The 12,581-nt window shown below is 65.6% G+C and carries 12 protein-coding genes; 2 read left to right on the forward strand and 10 right to left on the reverse strand.

Annotation, left to right across the window (positions count from 1 at the left end; genetic code table 11):
- Positions 1–63 precede the first annotated feature (63 nt).
- The 7 genes from treY to purE all read right to left on the reverse strand — a co-directional run bounded on the left by treY (position 64) and on the right by purE (position 8,401).
- Positions 64–2,802, reverse strand: coding sequence for a malto-oligosyltrehalose synthase (treY, locus tag LPW29_RS10780; RefSeq protein WP_238628015.1), 2,739 nt, complete (start codon positions 2,800–2,802; stop codon positions 64–66).
- A gap of 310 nt (positions 2,803–3,112) precedes the next feature.
- Positions 3,113–4,594, reverse strand: coding sequence for an anthranilate synthase component I (trpE, locus tag LPW29_RS10785; RefSeq protein WP_090252391.1), 1,482 nt, complete (start codon positions 4,592–4,594; stop codon positions 3,113–3,115).
- A 13-nt stretch (positions 4,595–4,607) separates the two neighbouring features.
- The gene (locus tag LPW29_RS10790; RefSeq protein WP_090252388.1) at positions 4,608–5,288 is read right to left on the reverse strand and encodes a phosphoglycolate phosphatase; all 681 of its coding nucleotides are present in this window, start codon (positions 5,286–5,288) and stop codon (positions 4,608–4,610) included.
- Positions 5,289–5,296: 8 nt separating this feature from the next.
- The gene (gene rpe / locus LPW29_RS10795) at positions 5,297–5,986 is read right to left on the reverse strand and encodes a ribulose-phosphate 3-epimerase (protein WP_090252386.1); all 690 of its coding nucleotides are present in this window, start codon (positions 5,984–5,986) and stop codon (positions 5,297–5,299) included.
- 167 nt (positions 5,987–6,153) lie between these two features.
- A complete protein-coding gene (locus LPW29_RS10800; protein ID WP_090252384.1) occupies positions 6,154–6,744 on the reverse strand; it encodes a class I SAM-dependent methyltransferase in 591 nt (196 codons plus the stop codon).
- Between the two features lie 17 nt (positions 6,745–6,761).
- Positions 6,762–7,904 carry a 5-(carboxyamino)imidazole ribonucleotide synthase gene (locus tag LPW29_RS10805; protein WP_238628016.1) on the reverse strand — a complete coding sequence of 381 codons (1,143 nt, stop codon included), beginning with the start codon at positions 7,902–7,904 and terminating at the stop codon, positions 6,762–6,764.
- Positions 7,901–8,401, reverse strand: a complete 501-nt coding sequence (gene purE / locus LPW29_RS10810; RefSeq protein ID WP_090252377.1) for a 5-(carboxyamino)imidazole ribonucleotide mutase — start codon at positions 8,399–8,401, stop codon at positions 7,901–7,903. The genes LPW29_RS10805 and purE overlap by 4 nt, the downstream gene beginning before the upstream one ends.
- A gap of 153 nt (positions 8,402–8,554) precedes the next feature.
- Here purE and LPW29_RS10815 point away from each other — a divergent pair, with 153 nt between their 5' ends.
- A complete protein-coding gene (locus LPW29_RS10815) occupies positions 8,555–9,451 on the forward strand; it encodes a phosphoribosylaminoimidazolesuccinocarboxamide synthase (protein WP_090252375.1) in 897 nt (298 codons plus the stop codon).
- 42 nt (positions 9,452–9,493) lie between these two features.
- Complete coding sequence (gene bioD / locus LPW29_RS10820) at positions 9,494–10,186, forward strand: dethiobiotin synthase (RefSeq protein WP_238628017.1); 693 nt, start codon at positions 9,494–9,496, stop codon at positions 10,184–10,186.
- 111 nt (positions 10,187–10,297) lie between these two features.
- Here the strand turns inward: bioD and LPW29_RS10825 are convergent, their stop codons facing one another.
- The 3 genes from LPW29_RS10825 to LPW29_RS10835 all read right to left on the reverse strand — a co-directional run bounded on the left by LPW29_RS10825 (position 10,298) and on the right by LPW29_RS10835 (position 12,517).
- Positions 10,298–10,828 carry a molecular chaperone TorD family protein gene (locus tag LPW29_RS10825; protein ID WP_238628018.1) on the reverse strand — a complete coding sequence of 177 codons (531 nt, stop codon included), beginning with the start codon at positions 10,826–10,828 and terminating at the stop codon, positions 10,298–10,300.
- A 359-nt stretch (positions 10,829–11,187) separates the two neighbouring features.
- Entirely contained in the window at positions 11,188–11,928 is a 741-nt protein-coding gene (locus LPW29_RS10830) for a hypothetical protein (RefSeq protein ID WP_238628019.1), read from the reverse strand.
- A gap of 154 nt (positions 11,929–12,082) precedes the next feature.
- Complete coding sequence (locus tag LPW29_RS10835; protein WP_238628020.1) at positions 12,083–12,517, reverse strand: hypothetical protein; 435 nt, start codon at positions 12,515–12,517, stop codon at positions 12,083–12,085.
- Positions 12,518–12,581 lie beyond the last annotated feature (64 nt).

Here is a 12,581-nt window from a genome sequence, read left to right on the forward strand (position 1 = left end):
GGGGGGGAGAGGGGCTTGTATCGTTCATCACCGGGGATGACTCGCCATCGTGATGCATGAGCGTCAGCTGGAATCTCGATTCTGCTCGGGCGCCGGGGGCGGCGCCGACGCGAGCAGCGCCACCGGAAAGCGCGCCAGCAGATCCGCCACTGGGTGCTCACCGCCCTCCAGGGTGTCGCCGGTGAGCCAGTGGTACCAGCGCCCCCTGGGCAGGGTCAGCCGGGTATCGGACCAGTCCCCGCCCAGACGCAGGGTGAGGCGTGGCACGATGACCACCACGCCCTCGGCTTGACCGCCCTCCCCCGGATCCGGCCCGCGCCGGTAGGCGACCGCCGCTTGTCGCGGGTCACCGGTGGCCTGCAGGGGGTGATACCCGGCCCGCTCATCGAACCAGTGCGGATGCTGCCCCCGCAGGGCCAGGGTCCGGTGGATCACCCACAGCTTGGGCAGGCCTGCTTCCATGTCTTCAAGAATGCGCTCGGGCGCGGGACCGGCCTTGCACACCTCAAGCCATGCCTGCCGCTCGGCAAAATCCACCGGGCGGCGGTTGTCCGGGTCCACCAGACTCAGATCCCACAGCTCCGTGCCCTGGTAGATGTCGGGCACACCGGGGGTGGTGAGCTTGATGAGGGTCTGGGCCAGACTGTTGACCCGGCCCGGTTCGATCAGGGGCGCTGCGAAGGCCTGCAGTTGTTGCAGGAATGTGTCATCGCCCAGCGTGGCCTCGACGAAATGCTGCACGGCCTGTTCGTATTCCGGGTTGTTGCGGGTCCAGGAGGTGTGCACCTTGGCCTCCCGGGCGGCCTTCTCCATGAAGCCCTGCAGACGGGGCAACAGCCCCTTGACGACCTCTTCATCCGCTACGCCGGGCCACACCCCCACCAGGGCCTGATAGTACAGGTACTCCACGGCCGGATCCGGCCCCTGCGGCGAGCGATGCCGTGCGTTGTGGGCCCAAAGCCCCCGGACCGCCTCGGCCCAGGCCTCGGGCACCTGGGAGAGCAGGCACAGGCGAGCCCGCACGTCCTCGCTGCGCTTGGTGTCGTGGGTGGAGGTGGCCAGCATGGCCTGTGGATGGCGGCGGTGCGCCTCGGCGCAGGCCCCGTGAAAATCTTCGGGTGACAGACCGAATTGCCCCGGGTCGCCGCCCACCTCGTTCAGGGCGATCAGCCGATGGTAGCGGTAGAACACCGTATCTTCCACCCCCTTGGCCATGGCCGGACCGGTGAGCTGCTGGAAGCGCAGCGCCAGCTCCGTCTCCCGGTGACCTTCGCGCGCCAGGGTGAGCAGGGTCTCGAGAAACGCCAGCAGTTCCGGGTCCAGGTCGGGACGGCGCGCCTTCACCCGGGACAGGGCCTGATGGATGTGGGCCCGGTCCGTGGGGTGCACGGGCTCGCCAGCACGCAAATAGCTGCGATACACGGGGAAGCAACTGGCGGCCTCCAGCAACACCTGCTGAAGCTGGTGTCGGGTGTAGTCCCGGTGACGGCGCTGGCCTTCGCAGATACTGACGAACAGGGAGGTGAGCCGGTTCAGTTCGCTGCCCAGCAGATCCTGCAGCACCTGGCGCTTGGCCTGGTAGACCTGATCCTCTAAGGGGGCGGTCTCGCCGGTCAGTGCTTCCCATAGGGTCGTCAGCGGCGCCTCGCCATCCGGGTCCACGAACAGGCCCTGCACGCGATTGAGGAAGTCATAGCCGGTGGTCCCGGCGATGGGCCAGTCCTCCGGAATGTGTTCACCGGGCTCGAGGATCTTTTCCGCCACCACCCAGGCACCGGGGCAGGCCTGGGCCAGTCGCTGGAAATACTGGGCCGGGTCGCGCAGTCCATCCGGGTGATCGATGCGCAGGCCCTGCACGCTGCCCTCCTGGTACCAGCTCAGCGGCAACTGGTGAATGGCCTCGAAAACTTCCTGGTCCTCCACCCGTAGGCCGGCCAGGTCCTTGATATCGAAGAAACGCCGGTAGCCCAGGTCCCGGTCGGCGGTGCGCCACCAGGCCAGTCGGTAGTTCTGGTGTTCGATGAGGGCGTCCAGGGCGTCCGGGTCCTGATTGATGCGTTCCACCCGGGCCAGGATGGCCGCCTGGGCATGGGGTTCGTCTCGGCAGGTGCCGGCCAGCAGTTGATGGATCACCGCCTTGTCCCGATGACGCCGTTCCCGCTGGCCGCCAGTGGTCGACCCGGGGCGGGGCAGTCGGGCGCAGGACTCGGCCAAAAAGCCCAGCAGTTCGCTGCCGCTGTCCTGGTGGGCGCCCCCCAGGATGCCGGCCAACGACCAGGGGTCCAGCGGGAAGCTGTGTTCGTGGTAGCGCAGGGTGAAGTGGCCCTCATGGAAACGGACCTTGAGTTCGCCATTTTCCAGGATGCGACCGTAGTGGTCCCCCAGCACCGGCAGCAGCACCTTGTTGGGCCAGCGCTCCTCCGAGGCCTCCCAGTCCACATCGAAGTACGGGGCATAGCGGCTCGCGGGGCCGTTTTCCAGCACGTCCCACCACCAGGGGTTCTGGTCACCGGCCACGGCCATGTGATTGGGGACGATGTCCAGGACCTGCCCCATGCCGTGCGCCTCGAGGGCCTGGCAGAGGCGCTGACGGGCGGGCTCGCCCCCCAGTTCCGCATTCACCCGGGAGGGGTCCACCACATCGTAGCCATGGGTGCTGCCGGGGGTGGCCTGCAGGCAGGGGGATAGATACACATGGCTGATGCCCAGCCTGGCCAGGTAGGGCACTTGGGCAGCGGCATCGTCCAGGGTGAATTCCGGTCGCAGCTGCAGGCGATAGGTGGCGACGGGGATGGTGTCCATGGGGCGCCCGGGGTGGCGTGTTCTAAGCCACTAATATGCACGCGCAACCCCTGTCTGGGAAGGGGAGCCCCTCTTGGGTTGCAGTGCGGAACAGGGCCGTTCGCGAACGGCCCGTACGGGGGGCGGGGCAGTCCAGGGGGCAGGTGCCCTTGGTTTCTGTGTACGGGCGCTTCGAGAAGCGTCCCGGCGGGGCCGGCGGGGCCGTTCGCGAACGGCCCGTACGGGGGGGAGGCAGCCCGGGGGGCAGGTGCCCTTGGTTTCTGTGTGCGGGCGCTTCGAGAAGCGTCCCGGCGGGGCCGGACGGGGGTGTCTAGCGCCCGGGGTGGACCTCCAGGCCGGCCTCCACCATGGCCACGGCGCGGAAGATGGCGCGGCCCTTGTTCATGGTCTCGGCCCATTCGTTTTCGGGGAGGGAGTCGTGGACGATGCCGGCGCCGGCCTGGATGTGCAGGGTTTCATCCTTGATCACCGCCGTGCGGATGGCGATGGCCGTGTCCATGTTGCCCTGCCAGGACCAGTAGCCCACGGAGCCGGAGTAGATGCCCCGCTTCACCGGTTCCAGTTCGTGGATGATCTCCATGGCGCGGATCTTGGGGGCGCCGCTCACGGTACCCGCCGGGAAGGTGGCGCGCAGCACGTCCATGGCGCTCAGGCCCGGGCGCAGGCGTCCGGTCACGTTGGAGACGATGTGCATCACATGGGAATAGCGCTCCACCACCATGCGCTCGGTGAGGGCCACGCTGCCGATCTGTGACACGCGGCCGGCGTCGTTACGCCCCAGGTCGATGAGCATCAGGTGTTCGGCCAGTTCCTTGGGATCGGCCAGCAGGTCCTGCTCCAGGGCCCGGTCGGCGGCCTCGTCCTCCCCCCGGGGGCGGGTGCCGGCGATGGGCCGCACGGTGACCACGTCGTCCTCCAGACGCACCAGGATCTCCGGCGAGGAGCCGACCACATGGTGGTCGCCCAGGTCCAGATAGAACATGTAGGGCGAGGGGTTGAGGCTGCGCAGGGCCCGGTAGAGGTCCAGCGGGCGGGCGCTGTAGGGAATGGACAGGCGCTGCGAGAGCACCACCTGCATGACATCGCCATCGACAATATAGCGCTTGCAGCGCTCCACGGCCTCCTTGAAACCGGCCTCGGTGAAGCCGGAGACGAAGTCCGACTCCTGCACCCGCCGTGGGCTGCCGGGCACCCCGGCACTGGCCGAGGCCTCCCGCAACTGGGCCTGCAGGGCATCCAGTCGCCGCTCACCCGCCTCCCGCTCGCCGGGGCCGGCGTGCACCACCAGGTACAGACGTCCGGCCAGGTTATCGTAGGCCACCACCTCATCGCAGACCATGAGCAGGATGTCGGGCACCCCCAAGGGGTCGGCCTTGTCGCCATCGGCCAGCCGGGGCTCGATATAGCCGATGGTGTCGTAACCGAAATAGCCCACCAGCCCCCCACTGAAGCGGGGCAGATCCGGCAGGTCGGGCACCCGGTAACGGGCCTGGAAGGACTCCAGCCATTCCAGCGGATCATCCACTTGCAGGGATTCGGTGACCTCGCCGCCCTCCTCCACCTGGACCTTCTTGCCCGTGACGCGGACCACCTTGCGGGCCGGCAGGCCGATGAAGGAATAACGCCCCCATTTCTCGCCCCCCTGCACCGATTCCAGCAGGCACGAATACGGCCTGGCCGCCAGCTTCATGTAGACACTCAAGGGGGTGTCCAGGTCAGCCAGCACCTCCCGCACCAGCGGGATACGGTTATAGCCCTGGGAGATCAGGTGGTCGAAGTGTTCAGGGGTCATCGGGGGTTCGTCATCAGGCGGTCCGGGCCATGAGGTCGGGGAGTTCCGTGAGGCTATCGATCACCGCATCCGGTCGCTGCTCTCGAATATCGTCACCATGGTTGTAGCCGTAACTGACACACACGATGGCGAATCCAGCGGCCCGGGCAGCAGTCACGTCGCTGCGCGAGTCGCCGACCATCAGGGCGTCTTCCGGGGCCACGTCGAACTGCTCGGCGGCAAACAGCAAAGGGGCCGGGTCCGGCTTCTTCTGTGGCAGGGTGTCGCCGGCCACCACCACCTCGAAATAGCGGTCGATGTCCATGGCTCGCAGCAGCGGCGCCGTGAAACGTGCTGGCTTGTTGGTGACGCAGCCGATGCGCAGATCGTCGCTTGCCAGCGCCTCCAGACCTTCCCGCACACCGGGATACAGCTGGCTGCGCTTGGCATTGTTCTCCCGGTAGATCTCGGTGAAGGCGGCCAGGGCTTGCTCATAGAGGGCGGGGTCCGGGTCGCCGTTCAGGTCGTCCATGAGCGCCCGCTTGACCAGGCGCTCGACACCGTTACCCACCCAGTTGCGCACCTTGGCCTCGCCGCGCACCGGCATCTCCAGACGTTCCATCATGCGATCCACGCTGAAGGTCAGGTCGGGCACGCTGTCCACCAGGGTGCCGTCCAGGTCGAGGAGGATCATTTTGGGGGCTTGAAGGGTCATGATCGTGCTCAGGCCTTGGCCAGTTCCGTGCGCATCTTGTTGATGATGCTGTCGTAATGGTTGGGGTCTTCGCTGCGGGCGGCGCTGAAGATGGCCGACCCGGCCACAAAGGTGTCGGCGCCCGCGGCCTTGATCTCGGCAATATTGTCGGCCTTGACGCCGCCGTCGATCTCCAGGCGGATATCCAGGCCGGAGGCATCGATGCGGCGGCGTGCCTCGCGCAGCTTGTCCAGGGTGGCAGGGATGAAGCTCTGCCCCCCAAAACCGGGGTTCACCGACATCAGCAGGATCATGTCCACCTTGTCCATCACGTAGTCCAGATAGGACAGGGGCGTGGCCGGATTGAACACCAGGCCGGCCTTGCAGCCCTCGGAGCGGATCAGTTGCAGGCTGCGATCGATGTGATCGGAGGCCTCCGGATGAAAGGTGATGTAGTCAGCCCCCGCCTTGGCAAAGTCCGGGATGATGCGGTCCACCGGCTTGACCATCAGATGCACGTCGATGGGGGCGGTCACTCCATGCTTGCGCAGGGCCTCGCAGACCAGCGGCCCGATGGTGAGGTTGGGGACATAGTGGTTGTCCATCACATCGAAGTGGACGATGTCGGCGCCCGCGGCCAGCACGTTCGTGACCTCCTCGCCCAGGCGGGCGAAGTCGGCGGACAGGATGGACGGTGCGATCAGATCGGCTTGTGCCATGGGTCTTGCCTCGTTATGGGTGATACCGGTCTCCGGTCAGGCGCGTCGCAGGGACGATGGTATCGTTCGTTATGTCGGTATGACTTCCTCGGTGGTTTGGGCAATGTACCTTATGGCGCCGGGAAAATTAACCCGGTCTTATACTCGGGACAGGCATGGGGCACGGATCACCCGGGCTTGCGGGCCATGGCCACGGTGTATTCCCGGCCCTGCTTCACCTTGTCGTAGTTGCCGAACACCTCCTTGAAGGCCCGCTCGATGAAACGGCGCAGGCCCGTGATGGTGACCACGTAGATGCGCCCCCCCGGATGCAGGTGCGCCAGGGCATCGTACAGGTAGAGGTAGAGCATCTCCTTGCCCACCTTGGCGGGGAGGTTGGAGGTGACCAGGTGAAAGCGGCGATCCCCCACGTGGGAGAACCCGTTGCTGAGCATGGCCTCGGCGTTGCCGATGCCATTGAGGGCGGCATTGGTGTGGGTGTACTCCACGGCCACAAAGTCCTTGTCCACCAGCAGGGTCTGCCCCTTGGGGGCCAGTCGGGCCAGGGTGAGGCCGATGGGGCCATAACCACAGCCCAGGTCGAAGCAGTCGTCGGTCTCCTGGATCTCCATGTGATCCAGCAGCAGGCGGGTACCGGCATCGATCCCCCGGGGGGAGAACAGGCCCCAGGTGGTGCGATACTGCAGGGTGTGCCCGCACAAGGTGTCGGAGAAGGTGATGTCCCGGCGTAGGGACTGGATGTATTCGGCGCGTTCCAAGACGGGCTCCCGGGTATTTAATCGTCGGCCCGCACGGCCAGTAACGCGTTGAACAGACGCTCCGCATCCCGGATGGCCTGGTCCTGATCGGTGCCCAGGACGCAGAAATGCCCCATCTTGCGGCCTGGGCGGGCTTCCTCCTTGCCATAGAGATGCAATTTGGCGCGGGGATGGGACAGCAGGTGGCCCCAGTCAGGCTCCCCGTCCTTCCACAGATCCCCCAGCAGGTTGACCATCACCACCGGCGAAAGCAGGCGCGTGTCACCAAAGGGCAGACCGCAAAGCGCGCGGACCTGCTGCTCGAACTGGGAGGTGATGCACGCATCCAGGGTGAAGTGGCCGCTGTTATGAGGACGCGGGGCCACCTCGTTGACCAGCAACTGCCCCTCGGTGGTGATGAAGAATTCAACGGCCATCAGGCCCACGTAATCCAGGGCCACAGCCAGGGCGATGGCGGCATCGCAGGCCTCGCGGGCCGTGGCATCCGGCACCCGGGCAGGGACGATGCTCATGTGCAGGATGCCGTCCTGATGGATGTTCTCCGCCACCGGATAACACAGGCAGGCCCCGTCACTGCCCCGGCTGAGCACCACGGAAACCTCCACGGCCAGGTCCAGCTTGCGTTCCAGTACACAGGGCACGCGCCCCAGCCGCTCGAAGGCCTGGCGGCAGGCCTCGGCACTGTCCACGGAGATCTGCCCCTTGCCGTCATAGCCCAGGGCGGCACGCTTGAGGATGGCGGGATCACCCACGGACTGAAAGGCCGCCTCCACCTGGTCCACCGACGCCACCACCTCGAAGGGGGCGGTGGCCAGTCCGGCCCGGCGGATCATGTGCTTTTCCCGCGCCCGGTTCTGCGTCTGCTCCAGGGCCGCCGCACCCGGGCGCACGGGAACCCTGTCAGCCAGGTGACGCAGGGTATCGGCGGGGATGTTCTCGAACTCGGTGGTGATGGCGGCACAACGCTGTGCCAGTTGATCCAGGGCCCAGCCATCCCCGTAGGCGGCGTGGACATGGTCATCGGCCATGCGACCGGCGGGACTGCCTGAATCCGGGTCCAGCACCATCACCCGATAGCCCAGCGTGCGCGCGGCCACGGTGAACATGCGGCCCAGCTGGCCGCCGCCCAGCATCCCCAGGGTGTGACCGGGCAGGATCATGACGACGGCGGCAGTTGCATGGCCAGCACCGTATCGCGCTGCTCAGCGCGGAAGCGGGCCAGTTGCTCGGCCAGCCCGGGGTGATCGGTCGCCAGCATGGAAACGGCAAACAACCCGGCGTTGGCGGCCCCGGCCTCGCCGATGGCGAAGGTGGCCACCGGAATGCCCTTGGGCATCTGCACGATGGAGAGCAGGGAATCCTCTCCCTTCAGGTAGCGGGAAGGCACCGGTACGCCCAGGACCGGCACCGTCGTCTTGGCCGCCAGCATGCCCGGCAGGTGGGCGGCACCGCCGGCACCGGCGATGATGCAGCGAAGACCCCGCGCCGCAGCCTGTTCCGCATACTCGAACAGCAGATCCGGGGTGCGGTGGGCCGAGACCACGCGAGCCTCGTGAGGCACGCCGAAGGCGTCCAGCTGGTTGACGGCGTGTTGCATGACGGGCCAGTCGCTCTGGCTGCCCATCACCACGCCCACGATAGGGGATTGGTTTGGCATCGGCGAAGGGTAATGGAACCGGGTTGGAGTTGAAAGATAAAATTCCAAAGATACAAGATATTGGCGGGGGTGGCCATGCGGATGCGCCCGCGGGTGCATCCGCCCACGTCAGGTCGTACACTGCGTGCCTGATCCACTTTGCGCGAAACCTCCATGCCTGCCCTGTTTGAAAGCCAAGTGTCGTCCCTGCCCCTGATCCACAAGGGCAAGGTGCGTGATATCTACGCTGTGGACGACCATCACATGCTCATCGTCACCACCGACCGCCTGTCAGCCTTTGACGTGATCCTGCCCACGCCCATCCCGGACAAGGGCCGGGTGCTCACGCAGATCTCGGCGTTCTGGTTTGACCGCCTCTCCCATGTGGTGCCCAACCAGTTGTGCGATCTCACCCTGGCGGATGTGATCCCCGATGCCGCCGAGCGGGCGCCGCTGGCAGGGCGCAGTGTGGTGGTGAAACGCCTCAAGGCCCTGCCCGTGGAGGCGGTGGTACGCGGCTATCTGATCGGCTCGGGCTGGAAGAGCTACCAGGCCGACGGCACGGTGTGCGGTCTCACCCTACCCCCGGGCCTGAAGATGGCCGACCGACTGCCCGAGCCCCTCTACACCCCGTCCACCAAGGCGGAGGTGGGGGACCACGATGAGAACGTGGACTATGCCCACACGGAGCGCACGCTGGGCCCCGAGGTGGCTGCCCAGGTTCGGGACACGGCCCTGGCCCTCTACAAGGAGGCCGCCGCCCATGCCCTGGAGCGCGGCATCATCATTGCCGACACCAAATTCGAGTTCGGCCTGGACGAGCAGGGCGTGCTGCACCTGATCGACGAGGCCCTCACCCCCGACTCCTCGCGTTTCTGGCCGGCGGACACCTACGCCCCCGGGATGAGTCCGCCCTCCTTCGACAAGCAGTATCTGCGCGACTATCTGGAAACCCTGAACTGGGACAAGACCGACCCGGGTCCGGCCCTGCCTGATGAGGTGGTTGCCCAGGTGGCCGCGCGATACCAGGAGGCCTTGGAGCGGTTGACCGGAGAGACACTGGCGGACTGACGGCCAGACGTTCGGCTGGAATGAACCAGGAGGCAGGAATCCATGAACAGTCTCATGTACGGCACCGGGCTCTTCATTACCGGCACCGATACCGGCGTGGGCAAGACGGTCGTCGGCTGCGCCATCCTGCGGGCCTTGAGGGCCCGCGGTGTGAACGTGATACCCCGCAAACCCGTGGAGTCGGGCTGCCGGGAAGAAAGCGGTGGGCTTTGGCCGGAAGATGGGGCGCAACTCATGGAGGCCGCAGGAGGCGGCAGTCTGGAGCAGATCACTCCGTGGCGCTTCACCCATGCCCTGGCCCCGGACCGGGCCGCACGCCTGGCCCGCACCCGGATCAGGCTGGATGCGCTGGAATCCGCCTGCCAGCCCACCCCGGGGGAGACAGGTTTCCGGCTGGTGGAGGGGGCCGGTGGCTTTCTGTCGCCCCTGGCGGAAGACGGTCTCAACGCTGACCTGGCGATGCGCTTGGGCCTACCGGTGCTGTTGGTGGCCCCCGACCGGCTGGGCGTGATCAATCACATCCTGCTGACCGCCGAGGCCATCCAGCGCCGTCAGCTGACCCTGGCGGGACTGGTGCTCAATGATTGCGCCGGACCGGGGCCGGAGGGGATGGATAACCGAGGGGATCTGGAGCGCAGGCTGCAGACACCTATCTGGTCGTTTGCGGCGGTGGAGGGCGGGGAATTGCCGTCGGACCTGGATGGACTGGCAGACTGGGTGAGGGCAATCCTATGACCCCCATCAACATTGGCGTGAGGGTCTGCACGCCCCCTCGGGCGCGCTGGGTCCATGACCCCTCTCCCGCTGGCGGGAGAGGGGCTGGGGTGAGGGTGGTGACAAGCCCACTCAATGCCGGGTGTTTCGCTCGCTGAACAGCATCTCCAATCGCTCCCCCAACGCACGATAAAGCTCCACCCGGGCCTGGGACTGCAGACAACGGGCGAAGGGGGGCACCCAGCCCGAGAGGTGATGCCAGATCACACGCCAGCCAGCCGGGGCGTTGGACAAATCCTGCTCCAGATACCAGGCCGCGTAGATCAGTTCCATGGACAGGGAGTCAGGCTCACGGCCCTGCAGGGCGATCCCCGCCTGACGATACAAGCGCTCCAGATTCGCTCCCCCGCCAGCCAGCACCTGAGCACTCCAGGCCGACTCCCGGGCCGGGCAGTCATCCAGGACCAGCAGGCGATCATACTCACGGCGCAGACCCGAGAGCCCCAGGTGACGAATCTCCATGACCGCCGGTGACAACCATGTCCAGCCCTTGGCCATCTCCTCCAGTGCGTCAACGGTCTCTTGAGTGGGCGGCGAGAGCAGTCCACTCAATATGCAGAGCTCGTCCACATCCAGTTCGTCGCCGGGCAAGTCATTTTCCATCAGTCGATTTCCATACGGCGGCCCTGCAAGGCCGTCAGGCATCAATCAACCAGCGGTATTGTCGGTTGGTGAGAGGCCCACTGACCGCACACCCGATCCTGGCCGCAGGCCACGACTATGCGACCGGGGTTCACGGAAGGAAAATCGAAAACCTTGCAGACCTTGAGCCGGGTCAAGAAAGACGCAGCCTGACCAGGAGGGCGGGAGGGAAAGGAGTCTGACAGGCACGACTCTCGGCCCGCCCTGCGGTGAGTGACAAGAACCATCAAGGTAGCGGCGACACGCAAATCCCCTCGGGGGTTCTCACGCCGCGCGCTATCCCTCCCCGCCCCAAGGAACGAGGCTTACCGCGCACCGGATCAGGAGGACTGGGCGGCTTCGGCGGCCTGTTCAACGGCTTCCAGCACCTGCTCGTCCATCTCGGGCAATTCAGGCACCTCTTCACCACTGGCCTTCACCTGATCGATCAAGGATTCAGACACCTTGCGCAGCTCGCGATACTGTTCGGCGAGTTTGGCACTGCCTTCCAGGGCAGCCTGGAGCTGAGTGAGTTTTTCGTCGACCTCTCGCTTGTCCTTTCGCAGCGCGTTGAGCTGAGCCTCCACCTGCTTGCGGGCATCCGACTCTTCGTTTTTCTGCTTCTTGAGCTGCTTGAGCTTCTTGACCACGTTTTCGGGGGTATCGGCCAGCGACTTGTTGATCGCCTTGAGGGCCTTTTCCTTTTCCACCAGAGAGGCCTTGATGGCCTTCATTTCCTTGGTGTGGGCCACGCGCTCGGCGGCCATGTCCTGTTCCCCGCTTTCCAGCTTGGCCTGGGCCTCGGCGCGGGCGGCTTCCGCCTGCTTCTGGGCCTTTTCACTGGCCTTCACCTTCTTCTCCATGGCGTCGATGGCTTCCTTGGCCTGCTCATTGGTCTGCTTGACCTTGCGGTCTGCTTCGTTGCCCTTCTGGATGGCGACATCCAGGGCGACCTTGAGTTCGTCGGCACTGCAATCCGGGTCCAGACCCAGGGCGTCTGTCGCGCCCTTCATCAGTACTTGCTTGCTGACGGCAAGTTCCTTCCAGACTTTCAGCTGTAATTCTGCTTCTGCTTGGTTCACATATCACTCCTGCTAACGCATGTGCATGTCAATTTGATGGGTGCGGCCATTCGTGGGCGCGCATTCTATCTCATCTGGAATGCGAATGCTGCACCCGAAGTCAAGCACCGTGGGCCGTCCCATGGCCGGCCTCACGGCTTCACCCATCGATTGCTCAGGCGGCCCGATAAACGCCGCGACGCGGTGAGTCCAATTTGCCCTGACGCTTCAGGTAACCCAGGGTCTGGCTGATGTTCTTGACGTCCAGGCCGGCCTGTTCTGCCTGAGCACGGATCTCGCTGATGGTCATCTCGCCCTGATCGGAGACGATCTGACACAACACCTGACTGGGGCCTGCCTGGGAACCACCACGACCCGCGCTGCTGCCACGGCCACTTACACGACCGCCCAGTTTCCTGATTTCACGATCCAGCGCCGCCAGCTCCTTGCGATGCTGCTTCACCAATTCACGGCGCTTCTCACGCAGGGCCTCGCGCTCCTGACGACGGGCCTCTTCCTTCTCGGCAGCCTCCTGTTCTTCACGCCGACGGGCCAGCGCAAAGAGTTCTTCCGAAGACATCTCATGGGGGCTCTTCATCTGTTCGGTCATTCTTCTCTCCAAAACCGTATTGAATGCTTATTCAACGCAAACGCCCGGACCATGGAGCCCGGGC

The organism is Ectothiorhodospira sp. 9100, from assembly GCF_022227565.1.
GTDB lineage: Bacteria > Pseudomonadota > Gammaproteobacteria > Ectothiorhodospirales > Ectothiorhodospiraceae > Ectothiorhodospira > Ectothiorhodospira marina.